Origin of the sequence: Streptomyces sp. NBC_00554 (assembly GCF_041431135.1) — a bacterium.
Lineage (GTDB): Bacteria > Actinomycetota > Actinomycetes > Streptomycetales > Streptomycetaceae > Streptomyces.
In genome coordinates this window covers 7,742,040-7,761,110 of sequence record NZ_CP107799.1, presented here as the reverse complement: position 1 = coordinate 7,761,110, position 19,071 = coordinate 7,742,040, and the positions used below count along the sequence as shown (strand labels likewise).

At 68.9% G+C, this 19,071-nt stretch carries 18 protein-coding genes and 1 pseudogene; 6 read left to right on the top strand and 13 right to left on the bottom strand.

Features of this window, described 5'->3' with window-relative positions; genetic code table 11:
• Position 1: 1 nt before the first annotated feature.
• The 3 genes from OG266_RS34190 to OG266_RS34180 form a co-directional block, all read right to left on the bottom strand.
• Complete coding sequence (locus tag OG266_RS34190) at positions 2-598, bottom strand: RNA polymerase sigma factor (RefSeq protein ID WP_371553056.1); 597 nt, start codon at positions 596-598, stop codon at positions 2-4.
• Positions 599-668: 70 nt separating this feature from the next.
• Positions 669-1,214, bottom strand: coding sequence for a TetR/AcrR family transcriptional regulator (locus OG266_RS34185; protein ID WP_371550425.1), 546 nt, complete (start codon positions 1,212-1,214; stop codon positions 669-671).
• A complete protein-coding gene (locus OG266_RS34180) occupies positions 1,214-1,534 on the bottom strand; it encodes a multidrug efflux SMR transporter (protein ID WP_326723914.1) in 321 nt (106 codons plus the stop codon). The genes OG266_RS34185 and OG266_RS34180 overlap by 1 nt, the downstream gene beginning before the upstream one ends.
• Before the next feature lie 312 nt (positions 1,535-1,846).
• On the opposite strand from OG266_RS34180, the gene OG266_RS34175 reads away from it, so the two are divergent.
• Positions 1,847-3,646, top strand: a complete 1,800-nt coding sequence (locus tag OG266_RS34175; protein WP_371550422.1) for an endonuclease/exonuclease/phosphatase family protein — start codon at positions 1,847-1,849, stop codon at positions 3,644-3,646.
• Between the two features lie 3 nt (positions 3,647-3,649).
• Here the strand turns inward: OG266_RS34175 and OG266_RS34170 are convergent.
• Positions 3,650-4,657: pseudogene (locus OG266_RS34170) on the bottom strand (sulfotransferase).
• A gap of 315 nt (positions 4,658-4,972) precedes the next feature.
• Between OG266_RS34170 and OG266_RS34165 the strand changes: the two are divergent.
• Positions 4,973-5,947 carry an AbfB domain-containing protein gene (locus OG266_RS34165; RefSeq protein ID WP_371550420.1) on the top strand — a complete coding sequence of 325 codons (975 nt, stop codon included), beginning with the start codon at positions 4,973-4,975 and terminating at the stop codon, positions 5,945-5,947.
• Positions 5,948-6,050: 103 nt separating this feature from the next.
• Here the strand turns inward: OG266_RS34165 and OG266_RS34160 are convergent, their stop codons facing one another.
• Genes OG266_RS34160 through OG266_RS34125 form a run of 8 tightly spaced genes read right to left on the bottom strand, consistent with a single transcriptional unit; the run spans position 6,051 to position 12,591 of the window.
• Positions 6,051-6,383: a metal-sulfur cluster assembly factor gene (locus tag OG266_RS34160; protein WP_030039960.1), complete on the bottom strand. Its 333-nt coding sequence runs from the start codon at positions 6,381-6,383 to the stop codon at positions 6,051-6,053.
• Complete coding sequence (gene sufU / locus OG266_RS34155; RefSeq protein WP_371550418.1) at positions 6,380-6,847, bottom strand: Fe-S cluster assembly sulfur transfer protein SufU; 468 nt, start codon at positions 6,845-6,847, stop codon at positions 6,380-6,382. The genes OG266_RS34160 and sufU overlap by 4 nt, the downstream gene beginning before the upstream one ends.
• 15 nt (positions 6,848-6,862) lie before the next feature.
• The gene (locus OG266_RS34150) at positions 6,863-8,119 is read right to left on the bottom strand and encodes a cysteine desulfurase (RefSeq protein ID WP_266465916.1); all 1,257 of its coding nucleotides are present in this window, start codon (positions 8,117-8,119) and stop codon (positions 6,863-6,865) included.
• Positions 8,116-8,880 (bottom strand): Fe-S cluster assembly ATPase SufC, encoded by a 765-nt coding sequence (sufC, locus tag OG266_RS34145; RefSeq protein WP_266465913.1) that lies wholly within the window; start codon positions 8,878-8,880, stop codon positions 8,116-8,118. Before sufC ends, OG266_RS34150 begins: the two co-directional genes overlap by 4 nt.
• A 7-nt stretch (positions 8,881-8,887) precedes the next feature.
• Positions 8,888-9,208 carry a bifunctional 3-phenylpropionate/cinnamic acid dioxygenase ferredoxin subunit gene (locus tag OG266_RS34140; RefSeq protein WP_371550416.1) on the bottom strand — a complete coding sequence of 107 codons (321 nt, stop codon included), beginning with the start codon at positions 9,206-9,208 and terminating at the stop codon, positions 8,888-8,890.
• Positions 9,208-10,389, bottom strand: a complete 1,182-nt coding sequence (sufD, locus tag OG266_RS34135; protein WP_371550415.1) for a Fe-S cluster assembly protein SufD — start codon at positions 10,387-10,389, stop codon at positions 9,208-9,210. The genes OG266_RS34140 and sufD overlap by 1 nt, the downstream gene beginning before the upstream one ends.
• 58 nt (positions 10,390-10,447) lie before the next feature.
• Positions 10,448-11,872, bottom strand: coding sequence for a Fe-S cluster assembly protein SufB (sufB, locus tag OG266_RS34130; protein WP_266465900.1), 1,425 nt, complete (start codon positions 11,870-11,872; stop codon positions 10,448-10,450).
• A complete protein-coding gene (locus OG266_RS34125) occupies positions 11,869-12,591 on the bottom strand; it encodes a metalloregulator ArsR/SmtB family transcription factor (protein WP_326723907.1) in 723 nt (240 codons plus the stop codon). Before OG266_RS34125 ends, sufB begins: the two co-directional genes overlap by 4 nt.
• Positions 12,592-12,751: 160 nt before the next feature.
• Here OG266_RS34125 and OG266_RS34120 point away from each other — a divergent pair, with 160 nt between their 5' ends.
• From OG266_RS34120 to OG266_RS34105, 4 genes are all read left to right on the top strand, one after another.
• Positions 12,752-13,588 (top strand): aminoglycoside N(3)-acetyltransferase, encoded by an 837-nt coding sequence (locus tag OG266_RS34120; RefSeq protein ID WP_371550413.1) that lies wholly within the window; start codon positions 12,752-12,754, stop codon positions 13,586-13,588.
• An 11-nt stretch (positions 13,589-13,599) separates the two neighbouring features.
• Positions 13,600-14,523: an ABC transporter ATP-binding protein gene (locus tag OG266_RS34115; RefSeq protein WP_371550411.1), complete on the top strand. Its 924-nt coding sequence runs from the start codon at positions 13,600-13,602 to the stop codon at positions 14,521-14,523.
• Positions 14,524-14,579: 56 nt separating this feature from the next.
• Positions 14,580-15,296 (top strand): ABC transporter permease, encoded by a 717-nt coding sequence (locus OG266_RS34110; RefSeq protein WP_371553054.1) that lies wholly within the window; start codon positions 14,580-14,582, stop codon positions 15,294-15,296.
• Positions 15,297-15,406: 110 nt separating this feature from the next.
• A complete protein-coding gene (locus tag OG266_RS34105; protein WP_371550409.1) occupies positions 15,407-17,509 on the top strand; it encodes a glycogen debranching N-terminal domain-containing protein in 2,103 nt (700 codons plus the stop codon).
• On the opposite strand, the gene OG266_RS34100 is transcribed toward OG266_RS34105, so the two are convergent.
• Positions 17,425-18,759: a glycosyltransferase family 4 protein gene (locus OG266_RS34100; RefSeq protein WP_371550408.1), complete on the bottom strand. Its 1,335-nt coding sequence runs from the start codon at positions 18,757-18,759 to the stop codon at positions 17,425-17,427. The two genes, OG266_RS34105 and OG266_RS34100, sit on opposite strands and share 85 nt — an antisense overlap.
• Positions 18,760-19,071: the final 312 nt, after the last annotated feature.

Genomic DNA, 19,071 nt, shown 5'->3' with positions numbered 1-19,071 from the left:
GTCAGACCACCTCCGTGGTGTCCAGCGTGAATGCGGGGTCGGCGCCGAGCGCCGAACGGACCTTGCGGCGGGCCCGGTTGAGCCGGGAGCGGACGGTGCCGACGGGGATGCCGAGCGCCTCGGCGACCTCGGTGTACGTCAGATCCGCCCAGGCCACGAGCAGCAGCACGTGCCGGTCACCGGCGGACAGACCGACCAGCGCCCCGGCGAGTGGGGCGTGCGCCGACTGTGCGGTGACCCGGGCGTCGGCACGCTCGGCCCAGGACTCGGCGACCGGGTCGTGCCCGGTGCGGGCCAGCGCCCGCAGGGCCCGCACCTCGGCTCGGCGCTGCTTGCCGATGAGGTTGCCCGCGATGCCGTAGAGCCAGGGCCGGGCGTTGGGACGGTCGGTGTCGTAACGGACGCGGGTGCGGAAGGCGATGAGGAACGTCTCCGCGGTGATGTCGTCGGCGGCGCCCGCACCGAGGCGGCGCGTCGCGTAACGGTGGATGTCGGGGGCGTAGCGGTCGTAGAGGCGCGCGAAGAGTTCGGGTTCGTCCAGCGACTGGGCGACGACCTCGGCGTCCTGGGAGGCGTCTGGATCTGGTGGTCCGGTCAAGTCGGTGGCCTCCGTGGGCGTGGTCGGGGTGAGCATGTCACCCGCTGTTCCCCGCGGACGCGAAAAGGGTTCACGCCCCCGCGTCGACGATCCGCGCCAGCACCTCCCGCGCGTACCCCTCGTCGTACGCCGTCCCCGTCAGCAGCACCTGCAGACAGATCCCGTCCACCAGGGCGACGAGCGCCCGAGCGGTGAGGGGGTCGGTGCGCCGGGCGAGAGGCTCGGCGAGGCCCTGGGCCCATTCGGCGGCGACGGGACGCAGGGCGGGGCGGCGCAGTGCCGCCAGATAGAGCTCGTACTCCAGCTCCACACCCGTACGCTCGCCCGCGAGCCACTCGCCGATCAGCGCCGCGAGTTCACCGGCCACGTCGGCCCGGGGGTCCTCGAAGGCGCCGCGCGCGGCGACCACCTTGGCGAAGCCCTCGTTCGCCTGGCGGAGCGCGGCGACCATGAGCTCGTCGAGGGTCTTGAAGTGGTACGTGGTGGAGCCGAGCGGCACATCGGCCTCGGCGGCGACGGAGCGGTGGCTCAGCCCGGCGATGCCCTTGGCGCCCACGACCCGGATCGCCGCGTCGATGATCCGCTGGCGCCGCTCGGGGTCGTACCGGCGCGCCATCAGTGCGCCCCGCCGAGGTTCAGCAGCACGACCCCGCCGATGATCAGCACGATCCCGCCGAGCTTCGCGGCGCTGAGCCCCTCGCCGAGGAACATCATGCCGATCGCGGCGATGACGGCGGTGCCGGCCCCGGCCCAGATCGCGTAGGCCGTGCCGACCGAGACGGTCTTCAAAGTCTGTGCGAGCAGGGCGAAGGCGATGACGTATCCGAGGACGGTCACCAGCGACGGCCACAGCTTGCTGAAGCCGTCGCTGTACTTCATGGCCGTGGTCGCGGCCACCTCCGCGGCAATGGCTCCGGCGAGCAGTATGTATCCCATGCGTACGAGTGTACACATCAATGCGTACGACCGTACACAAAGGCCGTCAACGGGTCTCAGCCGGCCAGGACCTCTCAGGGCCCGCCGCGCCGCACCCACAGCGGACGAACAGCCAGCTCACAGCCCCGCTCGACATTCCGGACGGATTTCCACTCACCACGATTGACGCGCGTAGACGACACGGGTAGAACACCGTCCGTACATCGGTTGGTAACACGCAGCCCTTAGAAATCTGCGCGACCGGTCAAGCAAGCAGTCACGCACGTCCATGCACCAACTCGCCCCGCTCTTCCGCTCGTTGAAGGGACGCACATGGACAGAACACTCGGGCTCGGCGCTCGCGCCATGGCAGCCGCTCTCATCGCGTCGGGGGCGCTCGTCGCCCTCCCCCACCCGGCGCACGCGGCCACCGTCACGATCTCCGCCCTCCAGGGCTCGACCCGGATCTCCCCGTACAACGGCACCTCGGTCACCACCACCGGCATCGTCACCGCGATCCGCTCCACCGGCTCCTCGCGCGGCTTCTGGATCCAGAGCGCGAGCGGTGACGGAAACGCGGCGACCAGCGACGCGGTCTTCGTCTACCGGGGTTCGACGACGCCGAGCACCACGGTGGGCAACAGCGTCACGGTCACCGGCACGGTCGCCGAGTACTACCCCGGCTCGGCCAACGGCAGCCAGTCGCTCACCGAGATCTCCGGCGCCACCTGGACCACCAACTCCACCGGGAACACGCTGCCTTCGGCCACGACCATCAGCAACGCGACGGTTCCCGCCACCTACACGCGCACCAACAGCGGCGGCTCCATCAACTCCTTCACGCTCGCCCCGACGACGTACGCCCTGGACTACTACGAGTCCCTGGAGGGCATGCGCGTCGCGGTGGGCAGCGCGCCGGTCGTCGGCGCGAGCAACGAGTACGCCGAGCTGTGGGTCAACGTGAAGCCCACGCAGGTGACTTCGGCGCGCGGCGGCTCGCTCTACTCCTCGTACAGCAGCCAGAACTCGGGGCGCGTCCAGATCGGCACGCTGCTGTCGTCGACCTTCCCGACGGCGACGGTGGGCGACACGCTCTCCGGGGCGACCGGGCCGCTCGACTACATCGCGTACGGCGGTTACACCCTCCAGGCCACCACACTCGGCACGGTGACCTCGGGCGGTCTCGCCAAGGAGACGACGGCCACGCAGTCGACGAGCCAGCTCTCCGTGGCGACGTACAACGTGGAGAACCTCGACCCGACCGACGCCGCCTCGAAGTTCACGGCGCTCGCCTCGGGCATCGTGGGCAACCTCAAGTCGCCCGACATCGTGGCCCTGGAGGAGGTCCAGGACAACAACGGCGCGACCGACGACGGTACGGTCTCGGCCACCACCACCCTGTCCACGCTGATCTCCGCGATCACGGCGGCCGGCGGCCCCACGTACTCGTACACGCAGATCAACCCGACGAACGACGCCGACGGCGGTGAGACCGGCGGCAACATCCGGCAGGTCTTCCTCTACAACCCCGCACGCGTGGGCTTCACCGCCCGCGGCACGGCGACGGCCACCACCGCGAACTCGGTGACCACCAGCGGCGGTCTGGCCCAGCTGACCTACAACCCGGGCCGGATCGCGCCCTCCAACTCGGCCTGGTCGGCCAGCCGCAAGCCGCTGGCCGCCGAATTCACCTTCGGCGGCGAGAAGTTCTTCCTGATCGCCAACCACTTCGTGTCGAAGGGCGAGGACTACTCGCTGCACAGCCAGTACCAGGATCCGGCCCGCGCCTCGGAGACTCAGCGCAACAGCCAGGCAGCGCAGGTCAACTCCTTCACCGACTCGATCCTCGCCGCCCAGTCCACGGCGAACGTGATCGTGCTCGGCGACCTGAACGACTACCAGTTCTCCACCACCGTCTCGACCCTCGAGGGCGGTGTACTGACCGACCTGGTGGACACCCTGCCGGCGTCGCAGCAGTACACCTACGTCTACGACGGCAACTCCCAGGTCCTCGACCACACCCTGGTCAGCTCCGCCATCACGTCGTACGACTACGACATCGTCCACATCAACAGCGAGTTCCCGGACCAGACCAGCGACCACGACCCGCAGGTCGCCCGGATCACTCCCTAGCGATCAGGCCCTGAACTCCGAGCCGGTGGCCGTCAACCGACAGGCCACCGGCCCCGGTTCACGCACCCGCGCCAGGCGGTCGGACATCCGCCGCTTGGCGTGGGCGGCCCGTCGCAGCATCTCCACCCGCCGGTAGCGCAGCAGTTCGGCCGGGTCGGGGCGGACGGCTCCGGCGAGCTCGTAGCCGTACGAGGTGAGCCGGTCGCCCAACACGTCGTCGCACAACCGGATCTGAGCCGGTGTCAGCCGGGTGGTCCAGCTTCCCGCCCGCGAGCTGTCCAGGGCGCCGTGCGTACGGCGGTGCCAGGTCTTGCGGGCGGGCACCGCCACCTCGGCGACCCGGTACGGCTCACGCATCTCGGGGGCGTACTCCTCCCCCAAGTACTCGCACACTCCGCGGAGTTGGCCCTCGGGGTCGGCCACGAGGTCCTCGAAGCGCAGCTCGTGCCAGCTGCCGGGGCCCAGTTTCCGTGCGTACGTCCGCGTGGTGTCCATGACCTGGGCCCAGGTGGCCACAGCCTCGTGGAAGCCTCGGTGCCACCAGGGCATGCCGAGCAGCGAGGCGACACAGTCCCGTCCGTCCCGGACGAGGTGGATGAACTGCGCGTCGGGAAACAGCCGCAGTATCTCCGGCACATGGAGGGCTTACGCGGGCCGCTTGTCGCCCCAGCGCACCTTGCCGTGTTCCTCGGCGTACGCCCTGAGCGCGATGCCCAGCGCCGACCCGAGCGTCGGCGGCCCCTCGGTGATCCGCTCGGCCACGCGTCCGGCGTCCACCCCCAGCTCGTGGAACCGTGTCTCCTTGCGCCCGGTGATCCACTGTGCGAGCCCGGCCCGGTTGCCCCGCTGCCGCAGATCCCCGAAACCCAGTCGCCCTTCGTACGCGGGCAGCACGAAACGCGTCTCGGGCGGCAGCGCGATCCGCGGGTGCGCGTGCAGCATGAGCTGCAGAAGTGTGGTCCCCGAGCGAGGACAGCCGAGGACGAAGACGGGTCGTACAGAAGCAGGCACGACTCCACGCTGTCGCGCCGCTATGAGCCCGGCCTGGGACGGCGCTGAGAATGCCGTGTGAACTCCGGGGCGCCGGGGGCCGGCGCCGCACGCCGTCTCCGCGCGCGGCCGGGCCGGGAATTCCGCTGGATCACTGGGGGAAACGGCTGCTCGGAGCCCATCCGGTCCACTACTGTTTCACCAGTCGCGCACGTGTTCCCCACGGTTACCGCCGTTCACGTGCCTGCGCCCCTCTCTTGTGCCAAGACCAGAAGCTCCTGGCTCAGACCAGAAGACGAATCCGCGTTCGCCATGGGCGACGCTGGAGGAACGCGCATGCCAGAAAAGAACCCGGAGCCCGGGCCCGACCAGCCCGCCGGCTCCGAGGAGAGACCCATCCCCTCAACGGAGATCGCCGCTTGGAGTCCCACCCCGCAAGGCGCCCCCTACCCGGCGGAGATGCCGCCCTTCGCAAGGATCCCGATGCCCTGGGAGCCCGATGAGGCCCCGGAGGAGGCACGGCTGCCGGGCACCCGGCGACTGTGGCTGGCCGGCGGGCTCGCCATAGCGGTTCTCATCGCCACCGCCACCGCGATCGCCGTACTGGACAACGGTACTGACACACCAGCACAGGAACGGGCGAACCGGCCCGCCTCCGACACGGACGTCCCGTTCATACCCGGTGTCTCCGCCCCGGCCACCGAGGCCGCCGTGGCACCGAGCGGCAAGACCGGCTTGTCCTCCCCTGCGCCCGCCGCCTCGCCGAAGCCCTCGGGACAGGGGTCCGAGAACAAGCCCGTCACCCCGGCGCCGAAGCCCACCGCGTCGAGCAAGCCCTCCGCTTCCGCGACCGCCTCCGCGCTGACGTCGGTCCAGTCGGTCAACTACCCCGACCGGTACTGGCGCGTGAGCAACAGCGTCGTGCAGCTCGACCAGGTGAGTTCCCAGAGTTCGGCCGCGGCCAAGCAGAACTCGAGCTTCAAGCGGGTCAAGGGACTCGCGGACCCCTCCTGCTACTCCTTCGTCACCGTCGCCGGCAACTACCTCCGCCACCGCGAATTCGTCCTGCGCGCCGAGCACAACAACGGCTCCGACCTCTTCAAGAAGGATGCGACCTTCTGTCCCCGGCCGACGTCGTCCTCCGGCGCGATCATGCTGGAGTCGTTCAACTACCCGGGCCGCTACCTGCACCACGACGACTTCCAGCTGCGCCTGGACGCTCTGGACGGACGCGACAACCACCGGCACGACCGTGACGACCGCGAGGACTGGACGTTCCGGCTGGTGAAGGGCTTGGGGAACTGGAGCTGAGCCCGGAAGACCGGAGCTGAGCCCCGGAAACAGCTGTGGCCCCCGGCACACCGCCGGGGGCCACACACGTACACGCGCTACTCAGACGTCGTACACGCGGAACTCAGACGTTGAACCCAAGCGCCCGAAGCTGCTCGCGCCCGTCGTCCGTGATCTTGTCCGGACCCCACGGCGGCATCCAGACCCAGTTGATGCGCAGCTCGTTGACGATGCCGTCCGTGGCGGACTTGGCCTGGTCCTCGATGACATCGGTGAGCGGGCAGGCCGCTGACGTCAGGGTCATGTCGATCGTCGCGATGTTCGCGTCGTCGATGTGGATGCCGTAGATGAGGCCGAGGTTGACGACGTCGATACCCAGCTCGGGGTCGACGACGTCGTACAGCGCCTCACGGACCTCTTCCTCAGAGGCCGGCTTCATCTCGATGGTCTCGCTCATGCCGTCTTCCTTTCGGCGGCGTCCGATCCCAGTGCCTGGGCCGTCGCATCCTTCCACGCCATCCAGCTGAGCAGCGCGCACTTCACCCGGGCCGGGTACTTGGAGACACCGGCGAACGCGACCGCGTCCTCCAGCACCTCCTCCATCGCCTCGTCCGGCTCGATCCGGCCCTTGGACTGCATCAGCTCCAGGAAGGTCTCCTGGGTCTTCTGCGCGTCGGCCAGGTCCTTGCCGACCAGCAGCTCGTTCAGCACGGAGGCCGAGGCCTGGCTGATGGAGCAGCCCTGTCCCTCGTACGAGATGTCCGCGATCCGGTCGCCGTCGTACTTCACACGCAACGTGATCTCGTCGCCGCACGTGGGATTGACGTGGTGCACCTCGGCGTCGCCATCCCGGAGACCGCGCCCGTGCGGGTGCTTGTAGTGGTCCAGGATGACTTCCTGGTACATCGAATCAAGCTTCACGACTCAGCCAGCTCCTCAGCCGAAGAAGTTCCGTACGTGCTCCAGCCCGTCGACCAGTGCGTCGACCTCGGTCGGCGTGGAGTACAGATAGAACGACGCTCGTGTGGTCGCAGGAATTCCGTACCGCAGGCAGACAGGGCGTGCGCAGTGGTGTCCGACCCGGACGGCGATGCCCTGCTCGTCGAGGACCTGGCCCACGTCGTGCGGGTGGATGTCACCGAGCGTGAACGAGATCGCGGCGCCGCGGTCCTCGGCCGTCGTCGGGCCGATGATCCGCAGGTCGGGGACCTCCAGGAGCCGCTTCACCGCGTACTCGGTGAGCGCGTGCTCATGGGCGAGGATCTTGTCCATGCCGATCGCGGACAGGTAGTCGATCGCCGCCCCGAGACCGACCGCCTGGGCGATCGGGGGCGTGCCCGCCTCGAACTTGTGCGGGGCGGGAGCGTACGTCGACGAGTGCATCGACACGGTCTCGATCATCTCGCCGCCGCCCAGGAACGGCGGCAGGTCCTCGAGAAGCTCCTGACGGCCCCAGAGAACGCCGATGCCCGTCGGGCCGCACATCTTGTGGCCGGTGAAGGCCACGAAGTCGGCCTGGAGGGCCTGCACGTCCAGCGGCATGTGCGGTGCGGCCTGCGAGGCGTCGATCAGGACCAGGGCCCCGACCTCCTGCGCCCGGCGCACTATCGCCTCGACCGGGTTCACGGTGCCCAGGATGTTCGACACGAGCACGAAGGAGACGATCTTCGTCTTCTCGGTGATGATCTCGTTGATGTTCGAGAGGTCGAGACGGCCGTCGTCGGTGAGGCCGAACCACTTCAGCTTCGCGCCCGTGCGCTGCGAGAGCAGCTGCCACGGCACGATGTTGGAGTGGTGCTCCATCTCCGTGATGACGATCTCGGTCTCGTGGTCGACCCGGTAGGGCTCATCGGCCCAGCCGAGCATGTTGGCCACAAGGTTGAGCGACTCGGAGGCGTTCTTGGTGAAGATCACCTCGTCGCGGCTCGGCGCGTTGATGAACGCGGCGACCTTGTCGCGCGCACCCTCGTACAGCGCCGTGGCCTCCTCCGCGAGCACATGCACACCGCGGTGGACGTTGGCGTTGTACCGCTCGTAGTACTCGTTCAGGGCGTCCAGCACCTGGCGCGGCTTCTGCGAAGTCGCCGCGTTGTCCAGGTACACGAGCTTCTTACCGTCGTGGACCTGGCGGTCCAGGATGGGGAAGTCCTTGCGGATCGCCTCGGTGTCGAGGAGGCCCGGCAGCTGCGTCACGCGGATACGCCACCCTTCGTGTAAGCCTCGTAGCCCTCGTTCTCCAGCTTGTCGGCGAGTTCGGCGCCACCGGACTCGACGATCCGGCCCGCGGAGAAGACGTGGACGAAGTCGGGCTTGATGTAGCGCAGGATGCGCGTGTAGTGGGTGATGAGCAGGGTGCCCACCTCGCCGCTCTCACGGACGCGGTTGACGCCCTCGGAGACGACGCGCAGGGCGTCGACGTCCAGGCCGGAGTCGGTCTCGTCGAGGATCGCGATCTTCGGCTTGAGCAGTTCGAGCTGAAGGATCTCGTGGCGCTTCTTCTCACCGCCGGAGAAGCCCTCGTTCACGTTGCGCTCGGCGAAGGCCGGGTCCATGTTGAGGCGCTCCATGGCCTCCCGGACCTCCTTCACCCAGGTACGCAGCTTGGGGGCCTCGCCGCGGACGGCCGTGGCGGACGTACGCAGGAAGTTGGAGACGGAGACGCCGGGGATCTCGACCGGGTACTGCATCGCCAGGAACAGGCCCGCGCGGGCGCGCTCGTCGACGGACATCTCCAGGACGTCCTCGCCGTCGAGGGTGACGGTGCCGCCGGTGATCGTGTACTTGGGGTGACCCGCGAGCGAGTAGGCGAGGGTCGACTTGCCGGAGCCGTTCGGGCCCATGATGGCGTGGGTCTCGCCCTGCTTCACGGTCAGGTCGACGCCCTTGAGGATCTCCTTCGTGGCGTTGTCGGCCTCGACGGTGACGTGCAGGTCGTGGATTTCAAGCGTTGCCATGGGTTCCTCAGGACTCCTGGGTGAGGGAGACGAGCACGTCGTCCCCTTCGATCTTTACGGGGTATACGGGGACGGGGCGCGTCGCGGGAAGGCCGGACGGCTTGCCGGTGCGGAGGTCGAAGCTGGAGCCGTGCAGCCAGCACTCGATCTGACAGTCCTCCACCTCGCCCTCGGAGAGCGAGACGTTCGCGTGCGAGCAGATGTCGTTGATCGCGAACACCTCCCCCTCGGTCTGCACGACCGAGACCGGCGTGCCGTCGAGTTCCACCCGTTTCGGGGTGTCCTCCTCCAGCTCGCTCAGTCCACAGGCGCGTACGAACGTACTCATCAGACCGACGCCTCCAGCTCCTCGTCGATCCTGGCGAGAAGGCGCTCCTGGATGTCGTCGACTCGGATCTGCTGGACCAGCTCGGCGAAGAAGCCGCGGACGACCAGTCGGCGGGCCTCGTCGGCCGGGATGCCACGGGCCATCAGGTAGAAGAGCTGCTCGTCGTCGAAGCGGCCGGTCGCGGACGCGTGACCCGCGCCGACGATCTCGCCGGTCTCGATCTCCAGGTTCGGCACGGAGTCGACCCGGGCGCCGTCGGTCAGAACCAGGTTCCGGTTCATCTCGTACGTGTCCGTGCCCTCGGCCGTGGCCTCGATGAGGACGTCACCGATCCACACCGCGTGGGCGCCCTCGCCCTGGAGCGCGCCCTTGTAGGCGACGTTCGACTTGCAGTGCGGGGCGTTGTGGTCGACCAGGAGGCGGTGCTCCTGGTGCTGGCCGGCGTCCGTGAAGTACAGGCCGAAGAGCTCGGCCTCGCCGCCGGGGCCGGCGTACGCGACGCGCGGGTGCAGTCGTACGAGGTCGCCGCCGAAGGTGACCACGAACGACTTGAACGTGGCGTCCCGGCCGATCAGCGCGTTGTGCTGGGCCACGTGCACAGCCTTGTCGTCCCAGTCCTGGACGGAGACGACGGTGAGCTTGGCGCCGTCGCCCAGGATGTAGTCGACGTTGGCGGCGAGGACGGCGTCACCGGTGTGGTCGATGACGACGACGGCCTCGGCGAAGGCTCCCAGCTCGATGACCTGGTGGCCGTAGGCGACCCCGCCCTCGCCGTGCACGGCGATGCGGATCGGCTCGGTGAGCACCGTCTCCTTGGGGACGGTGACGACACCGGCCTTCTCGAACGCCGAGTACGCCTGGGCGGCGATCCGGTCCACGGGGGTGCCGGCCTTGCCGAGCCGGACGTCGTCACGGTCGACGGTCTCGACCAGGACGCCCTCGGGCGCCTCGATGCCGACCTTCAGGCCGTCGCCGGTGGCGACCGCGGTGCCGTCGTGCAGCCCGCGCAGCCGCTCCAGCGGCGTGAACCGCCACTCCTCCTCACGGCCGTGGGGGACGGGGAAGTCCGCCACGTCGAAGGACGGGGGCGCGCTCATGCGCGTGGCGACGGTCGACTCGGCGGCCACCGCGATCTGGCCGGCGGTGGTGGACCCCACCGGAATGTTCTGAGCCTCAGCCATGGCTGTCGGTCTGCTCGCTTTCTTGCGTGAGTGGCTTGACGGGGACGGCGATCGGCGTTTAGCCGACAGCGCCCTCCATCTGGAGCTCGATCAGCCGGTTGAGCTCAAGTGCGTACTCCATGGGCAGCTCCTTGGCGATCGGCTCGACGAAGCCGCGCACGATCATCGCCATCGCCTCGAACTCGGTCATGCCCCGGCTCATCAGGTAGAAGAGCTGGTCGTCGCTGACCTTGGAGACGGTCGCCTCGTGGCCCATGGACACGTCGTCCTCACGGACGTCGACGTACGGGTACGTGTCGGAGCGGGAGATGGTGTCGACGAGCAGCGCGTCGCACAGCACGTTCGACTTGGAGCCGTGGGCGCCCTCGCCGATCTCGACGAGACCGCGGTAGGACGTACGGCCGCCACCACGCGCCACGGACTTCGACACGATGTTGGAGGAGGTGTTCGGCGCCATGTGGACCATCTTGGAGCCGGCGTCCTGGTGCTGGCCCTCGCCCGCGAAGGCGATGGACAGGGTCTCGCCCTTGGCGTGCTCGCCCATCAGGTAGACGGCCGGGTACTTCATGGTGACCTTGGAGCCGATGTTGCCGTCGATCCACTCCATGGTCGCGCCCTCGTACGCCACGGCGCGCTTGGTGACCAGGTTGTAGACGTTGTTCGACCAGTTCTGGATGGTCGTGTAGCGGCAGCGGCCGCCCTTCTTCACGATGATCTCGACCACCGCGGAGTGCAGGGAGTCCGAGGAGTAGATCGGCGCCGTACAACCCTCGACGTAGTGCACGTAGGCGCCCTCGTCGACGATGATCAGCGTCCGCTCGAACTGGCCCATGTTCTCCGTGTTGATACGGAAGTAGGCCTGGAGCGGGATCTCGACGTGCACGCCCTTCGGCACGTAGATGAAGGAGCCGCCGGACCACACGGCGCTGTTCAGCGACGCGAACTTGTTGTCACCGACCGGGATGACGGTCCCGAAGTACTCCTTGAAGAGCTCCGGGTGCTCCTTCAGCGCGGTGTCGGTGTCCATGAAGATGACACCCTGCGCCTCGAGCTCTTCGTTGATCTGGTGGTAGACGACCTCGGACTCGTACTGGGCCGCGACACCGGCGACGAGGCGCTGCTTCTCCGCCTCCGGGATGCCGAGCTTGTCGTACGTGTTCTTGATGTCCTCGGGCAGGTCCTCCCAGGACTCCGCCTGCTTCTCCGTGGAGCGCACGAAGTACTTGATGTTGTCGAAGTCGATGCCCGACAGGTCCGAGCCCCAGTTCGGCATGGGCTTCTTCTCGAACAGGCGCAGGCCCTTGAGACGGAGCTTGGTCATCCACTCCGGCTCGGACTTCTTCTGGGAGATGTCGCGGACGACGTCCTCGTTGATCCCTCGCTTGGCAGAGGAACCGGCCACGTCGGAGTCGGCCCAGCCGTATTCGTAGTTGCCCAGCCCGTCGAGCTCGGGGTGGGCAGTCTCCTCGATGGGGAGCGTCATGCGGGGTTCCTCCCGGCGGTACTTGCAGATGCGTTAGGTGCTGTCTTGGAAATCTTGGGGATGAACGTCGTGCATACGCCGTCGCCGTGGGCGATGGTGGCCAGCCGCTGCACATGGGTGCCGAGCAACTGCGAGAAGATCTCGGTCTCCGCCTCGCACAGCTGCGGGAACTGCTCGGCGACATGGGCGACCGGGCAGTGGTGCTGGCAGAGCTGCTCGCCGACCGGTGCGCTTCGCGCCGTAGCAGCGTACCCGTCCTCGCTCAGGGCCTTGGCCAGGGCTTCGGTGCGCTTTTCGGGGGCGGCGGCCTCTATGGCCGCGCGGTACGCGCCCGCCTGTGCGGCGATCCTGGCGCGGGCGAAGGCGACGACCGCCTCGTCCCCGCCCTCGCGCTCTGCGATCCAGCGCAGGGCGTCCGCGGCGAGCTTGTCGTAGGACTGGTCGAAGGCGTCCCGGCCGCAGTCGGTCAGGGCGAAGACCTTGGCGGGGCGGCCGCGCGTGCGCGCTCCGTAGACCCGCTGCTCACGTGCTTCCACGATGTCGTCGGCGACGAGTGCGTCGAGATGCCGGCGTACGGCGGCATGGGTCAGTCCCAGCCGTCCGGCGAGGTCGGCCACCGTCGACGGGCCGTGGTCCAGGACGGAGCGCACGAGCCGGTTGCGCGTAGAGCGCTCCCCGGTCGCGAGTTCCTCCTGTGGAGCCTCGCCAACGTTTTTCACAACGCCATTGTTGCGTAATTCCTCAGAGCCTGACAAGCCGCGCCCGAGGCGTGGACGGTGCCGTGCATCACTTAGGTATACCTAAGCTGACCTGCGGAAACGATCTTTGATCGATCAATTCACTGGCGTCAGGACAGACACTCGGGGACACTGCCGAACCATGCCGACACCCCCTCCCACCGGCCCACTCGTCACCCGCGACACAGTCTCGGCACAGCTGCTGTCGTTAGGCGTACGGCCGGGTGAAACGCTCCTTCTGCACTCCTCGCTCAGCTCCCTCGGCTGGGTCTGCGGCGGAGCCGTCGCCGTCGTCCAGGGACTGCTCGACACCCTCGGCCCCGACGGAACCCTGGTGGTCCCCACCCAGTCCGGCGACCTCTCCGACCCGGCGCTGTGGAGCAATCCGCCGGTACCCGAGGAATGGTGGCCGGCCATCCGGGCGGCGATGCCCGCGTACGACCCCCTCGTCACCCCCGCACGCAGGGTCGGCGTGATCCCGGAGACCGTACGCAACTGGCCCGGCGCCCTGCGCAGCGCACACCCGCAGACCTCGTTCGCGGCGATCGGCCCGGGCGCGGCGGCGGTCGTCGAGGGCCACGCGCCGGACTGCCGCCTCGGGGAGCGCAGCCCGCTGGCCCGCCTTGAGGAGATGGGTGCCCGGGTGCTGCTGCTGGATGCGGGGTACGACGCGTGCACCGCCTTCCACCTGGCCGAATACCGGATCCCGTCGCCGCTGGTCGAGGTGGGCCGGCCGGCCGCGGGCGGCTGGGAGGAGGTGACGGAGGTGTCGATCAGCTCCGAGCGCTTCGACGAGCTGGGCTCCGACTTCGAACGCGACCGTCCCGTCGTACGGGGCCGGGTGGGCGCGGCCGGCACACGGCTGTTCCCGGTGGCCGACGCCGTGGCGTACGCGGAGCGGTGGCTCGCGCTGCACCGGCCGCGGGAGCCGTACGTGGATGCGGCACCCCGCGCCCGGGAGCCCCGGACGCGTCCCTAGACTTGCTCCTCATGCGAAGCGAGCCCGTGGTCCAGGTCCAGGCCTTGGTGAAGAGGTACGGCAGGAAGACCGCGGTGGACGGCCTCGACCTGGTCGCCAAGGCGGGCATCACCGCCGTGCTCGGCCCCAATGGCGCAGGCAAGACGACCACGGTCGAGACCTGCGAGGGGTACCGGAAGCCGGACTCCGGCACCGTGCGCGTCCTGGGCCTCGACCCGGTCCGGCAGACCGGGCAGCTGCGCCCGCGGATCGGCGTCATGCTCCAGTCCGGCGGCGTCTACTCGGGCGCGCGCGCCGACGAGATGCTGCGCCACGTGGCGAAACTGCACGCGCACCCGCTCGACGTGGACGCGCTCATCGAACGGCTCGGTCTCGAAAGCTGCGGCCGTACGACGTACCGGCGGCTGTCGGGCGGCCAGCAGCAGCGCCTCGCGCTGGCGATGGCCGTGGTCGGCCGCCCCGAGCTGGTCTTCCTCGACGAGCCGACGGCGGGGCTCGACCCGCAGGCCCGCCGGGCCACCTGGGACCTGGTCCGCGACCTGCGCACCGACGGTGTCTCGGTCATCCTCACCACGCACCTCATGGACGAGGCGGAACAGCTCGCGGACGACGTCGCGATCATCGACGCGGGCAAGGTCATCGCCCAGGGCACCCCCGACGAACTGTGCCGCGGCGGCGCCGAGAACACCCTGCGCTTCAGCGGCCGTCCAGGGCTCGACGTGGCCTCCCTGCTCAAGGCGCTCCCCGCGGACAGTACGGCGGCGGAGCTGACGCCGGGCTCGTACCGGGTCGGCGGCAAGGTCGACCCGCAGCTGCTCGCGACGGTCACCTCCTGGTGCGCACAGCACGGGGTGATGCCGGAGAAGATCTCCGTCGAACGCCACACACTCGAAGACGTGTTCTTGGAACTGACCGGCAAGGAGCTGCGTTCGTGACCACCGCCACCGCCGGTACGTACACCCCGAAGCCCGGGGCGGCCCCGCTCCCCCGGATGATCGCCACACAGGCCGTCCTCGAGACGAAGATGCTGCTCCGCAACGGCGAGCAGCTCCTTCTCACGGTCGTCATCCCCACACTCCTGCTGGTCCTGTTCAGCGCGGTGGACATCGTCGACACGGGTTCCGGCAAGGCGGTCGACTTCCTGGCCCCCGGCATCCTCGCGCTCGCCGTGATGTCGACGGCGTTCACGGGCCAGGCGATCGCGACGGGCTTCGAGCGCCGCTACGGCGTCCTGAAGCGGCTCGCCGCCTCGCCGCTCCCCCGCTGGGGCCTGATGACCGCGAAGACGGCGTCGGTCCTGGTCACGGAGATCCTCCAGGTGATCCTGCTGACGGTGATCGCCCTCGCCCTCGGCTGGTCCCCGCACGGCAACCCCCTCGCCGTCCTGCTCCTCCTGGTCCTCGGCACCGCCGCCTTCTCGGGCCTCGGCCTGCTGATGGCCGGCACCCTGAAGGCGGAGGCCACTCTGGCCGCCGCGAACCTGGTCTTCCTGCTCCTCCTCGTCGGCGGCGGCGTGATCGTCCCCCTCGACAAGTTCCCCTCCGGCGCCCAGGACGCCCTCGGCCTGCTGCCGATCTCGGCCCTCTCGGACGGGTTGCGGGATGTGCTCCATCACGGGGCGGGGATGCCGTGGGGGGACCTGGGGATCCTGGCGGTGTGGGCGGTCGTGGGGCTGGGGGCGGCGGGGAAGTTCTTCCGCTGGGAGTGACGCCCCTGAGGGAACCGCGTGGGAGTGACGCCCCCCGGGGGGAGAACGGCGTCCGGCCGTCCTGCCGTCTCGCGGGAGTGACGTTCGTACGGAGTGGGAAGAGACGCTCCGTGTTCGAGTCCGTGGAAGCTTCGAGTCAGCGTGCTCTACAACCGCTGCTGCACGACGTCGTCTTCTGTGTCGCCGCCCCGGCCTTCGCCGCTTCGTCCCGTGACGGGCAGCTGAGAGGCATCCGGGCAGAGGGCTTCTACGACCACGACCGCCGTCTTCTGCACACCCTGTGCCTGCTCCTGGACGAGCGCGAACCCGAACCCATAGGTGTCCAGCCCCTGGGCCCGCACCAGGTCAGGTTCACCGCCGTCCACCGCTACCCGCGGGACCGGACCGACGACCCGACGCTGATCGTCGAGCGCATCCGTACCGCAGGCAGTGGCGAGACCATATCTCTGCGCAACATCGGCACCGCCGAACGCCGATTACACGTACAACTGGCCGCCGCGTCGGACCTCGCGGACATCGCCGACGTCAAGCGCGGGCACAGCCGCCCGGTACTGCGCTGCGCGGCGGCCCGGGCCTCTCTCGCCTGGCGCTCCCCCAGCGGCCGCGCCCGGATCACCGTCGTTTCCGGCCCGAGGCCCGAGACCTCCGGGGGCCCGGAAGGGGGAACCATGACCTGGCCCCTGGTGGTACTGCGACCGGGAGAGAGCTGGCAGGTCGAACTCGCCGTCACCGGCCGCGCGGTACCGACACCTCCGGGACACCCCGTGGCCCCCACCGCCCCCGCTCCCTGGAACGACCCGGTGGTCGCCGGCGACCGGCGGCTCATGGGGCTGGTCAGACGGGGGCTCGGCGATCTCCGTGCGCTGCGCCTCGCCGACCCTCAGCGCACCGCCGACACCGGCCCCGAGGACCAGTTCATCGCCGCGGGCTGCCCCTGGTACCTCACGCTCTTCGGCCGGGACTCGATCTGGTCGGCACGGATGATGCTGCCGCTGGGCACGGACCTGGCCCGCGGCACCCTCTGGGCACTGGCCCGCCGACAGGGGCGAGTGCACGACCACTACCGCGAGGAAGCGCCGGGGCGGATCCTGCACGAACTGCGGCCGGCGGAGGCCCAGCACGGCCACGGCCTGTTCCTGCCCGCGTACTACTACGGTTCGGTGGACGCCACCCCGCTGTTCGTGACCCTGCTGGTCGAGGCCTGGCACTGGGGCCTGTCCGACGAGGACGTGAACGCCCTGCTGCCCCACGCGCAGCGCGCCATGGACTGGGTCCTGAAGTCCAGCAGCCGCGACGAGGACGGCCTGCTGCGCTACTACCCACGCGCCGGAGGCCTCCGCCACCAGTCATGGAAGGACAGCGACGACGCGGTACGCGACGCCGAGGGCAGGCACATCGAACCCCCACTGGCTCTCTGCGAAGTCCAGGGATACGCGTACGAGGCGGCCGTGGGCCTCGCCTCACTGCTGAACAGCCGTGGCCAACGCGAGGCCGCCCAAAGCCTGCTCGCCTGGGCGGATTCCCTTCGGAAACGCTTCGCCGACTCCTTCTGGATACCCACCCGGAACGGCCCCGCGTCACGCTACGTGGCCATCGCCGTGGGCCAGGGACTCACCCCGGTGAGCGGTCCGGCGTCGAACATGGGCCAACTGCTGTCAACAGGCATCCTCGATCCCGACGGCCCCGGCGATATCGCCGCCTGGCTGGCGGACGACAAGCTCAACTCCGGCTGGGGACTGCGCAGCCGCTCGGCCGCCGTGCCCGGTTTCAACCCGCTGAGCTACCACGGGGGTTCGGTGTGGACCCACGACACCGCGATCGCCATACAGGGCCTGTGCGCGACCGGCCGCCACGAGGAGGCGAGCCAACTCGTGGACGGCCTCCTGGACGCCGCCACCTACTTCTCGTACCGCATGCCCGAGCTGTACGCGGGCGACGCCCGCACCGACGACTCCCCCGCACCTCTCGCCTACCCGGCCGCCTGCCGCCCACAGGGCTGGTCGGCGGCCTCGGGGGTGGCGGTGCTGTCCGCCCTGCTCGGCCTGAAGCCCGACGTCACCAACCGAACGCTGCACGTACGCCCGGTACCGCAGTGGCCAATGGTGGTGCGTGGCCTGGTCCTTGCGGGTCAGCGACTGACCGTGGAAGTGGACAGGGAGGGCTCGGCAAAGGTCTCGGGGCTGCCGGAGGGCTGGCGGGTGTCGCACTCGTAGGAGTCGGGGTCTGGCGCCAGGAGGCTCCGGTACTCGGCGAGCATCGGTTTGACATAGACCTCCTCCAGGTCGAAGCGGGCCCGGACGTGTTCGCGGGCCACGCATCCGGCCTTCCTGGCCAGCGAGGGCTCGGTGAGTAGGGGCCACAACTCGTCGGCGAAGCGGGACGCCTGCTTCTTCGCGTCCTCGTCGCGGTCGACCAGCGTGCTGCCGCCTTCACCCAGCCCTCCCACACAGGTGGCCACCACGGGGCGGGCCGCGCACATCGCCTCAAGGGGAGCGAGGCCCATGGGCTCGTCGAAGCGCGAGGGGTACACCACGACGGTGGCCTCCTCGTACAGCTTCCGCATGTCCTCGATGCCAGCCGGCCTGAACTCGACGTCCTGCCCCGGTCCTTCCGTCAGCTCGCACTCCTCTACGATCTTGGATAGCTTGCCGCGGAACTGACCGCGCTCACCATGGAAGTCGACCGTCTCGAACGGGTCCGTGAGTACCAACCGGGGGCGCAGCAAGGCCAGTTCACCCTCGCATCCCTTCGCCCGCTCGACGAGGAGTTTCAGCATCAAGATCGCCACTTCGGCGCCCTTGTTGGGGATGAGCCGGGCCGGCAGCAGAACGACCGGATGCCAACCTGGCTCGTCCTCGACCTCCGGAATGCCCTCGTACTGGAGCGAGTCCACCCCCAGATAGGTGCGTTGCACGTCCTGTCGCAGCACCTCGGTGCACTCACTGACGAGGAAGTCCGACACCGCGTGATGGACGTCCCAGACGGCGCACTCCCGCGCGATCCGCTCGTCCGCTTCGGTGCGCCAGATGCTGTGGTACGTGTGCAGCAGTACGAGGTTCAGTTCGCTCTGAAGAGCCTTCAGCGCACGTGCGGGGACGCTGGAGAAGTGGTGCAGGTTGTGGCCGTGGACCAGCCGGATGGGGTCGCCGGACGCGGTGAGCCCACTGCGGAACCACTCACGCAGCTCCTTCAGAGTCTCTTCGTTGTCCTCATGTCCGACCGACAGATCAAGCAGCTTGTGCCGGATCACTCTCACGCTGTCACACGGCCGATGGGCGCCGACCGATCCGGTGAACACGGTGACCCGATGGCCCCGGCCCGCCAACGCCTTGGAGTAGTCCCAGAGATGGGTTTCCACTCCACCGACGACGGGTGGGAACGACCAGTGGACCAGCCCGATGTGCAGCTTCTGCTCCCGCTGGAGCAAGGCTTCCTCACCGGATACCGCCTGCTGCTGGCCCACCGCGCCTCCGCGAGTCGTAGATGCCCGAAACGCAGAATCAACGACTAGTACAGGATGAGGACACTGATAGACGCGGCTTGGTTCCGTGCGGTTGCCTGGTTGCGTGCGCCACCGGCGAGGACAATGGACTGTAGTACACGACCGGGGGGCGCAATGGCGATACGGACGATACGGGTGATGCGTCGGGCATTAGGCGACCGAAACGGCTCACTTGTAGCACGGCGCCGCTTCAACACCGCTCTCAGCTCCCTGACCGGGGCAGGGGCGGTTTTTTTGTCCGTCCTCGCACAGGACACCCACGGAACACCTCTC

Excerpts from the sequence above, each read along its gene's own strand:
- OG266_RS34185 (WP_371550425.1), bottom strand. The coding sequence starts at position 1,214 with ATGGCGCGCCGGTACGACCCCGAGCGGCGCCAGCGGATCATCGACGCG.
- OG266_RS34180 (WP_326723914.1), bottom strand. The coding sequence starts at position 1,534 with ATGGGATACATACTGCTCGCCGGAGCCATTGCCGCGGAGGTGGCCGCG.
- OG266_RS34175 (WP_371550422.1), top strand. The coding sequence starts at position 1,847 with ATGGACAGAACACTCGGGCTCGGCGCTCGCGCCATGGCAGCCGCTCTC.
- OG266_RS34165 (WP_371550420.1), top strand. The coding sequence starts at position 4,973 with ATGCCAGAAAAGAACCCGGAGCCCGGGCCCGACCAGCCCGCCGGCTCC.
- OG266_RS34160 (WP_030039960.1), bottom strand. The coding sequence starts at position 6,383 with ATGAGCGAGACCATCGAGATGAAGCCGGCCTCTGAGGAAGAGGTCCGT.
- sufC (WP_266465913.1), bottom strand. The coding sequence starts at position 8,880 with ATGGCAACGCTTGAAATCCACGACCTGCACGTCACCGTCGAGGCCGAC.
- OG266_RS34140 (WP_371550416.1), bottom strand. The coding sequence starts at position 9,208 with ATGAGTACGTTCGTACGCGCCTGTGGACTGAGCGAGCTGGAGGAGGAC.
- sufD (WP_371550415.1), bottom strand. The coding sequence starts at position 10,389 with ATGGCTGAGGCTCAGAACATTCCGGTGGGGTCCACCACCGCCGGCCAG.
- sufB (WP_266465900.1), bottom strand. The coding sequence starts at position 11,872 with ATGACGCTCCCCATCGAGGAGACTGCCCACCCCGAGCTCGACGGGCTG.
- OG266_RS34120 (WP_371550413.1), top strand. The coding sequence starts at position 12,752 with ATGCCGACACCCCCTCCCACCGGCCCACTCGTCACCCGCGACACAGTC.
- OG266_RS34115 (WP_371550411.1), top strand. The coding sequence starts at position 13,600 with ATGCGAAGCGAGCCCGTGGTCCAGGTCCAGGCCTTGGTGAAGAGGTAC.
- OG266_RS34110 (WP_371553054.1), top strand. The coding sequence starts at position 14,580 with ATGATCGCCACACAGGCCGTCCTCGAGACGAAGATGCTGCTCCGCAAC.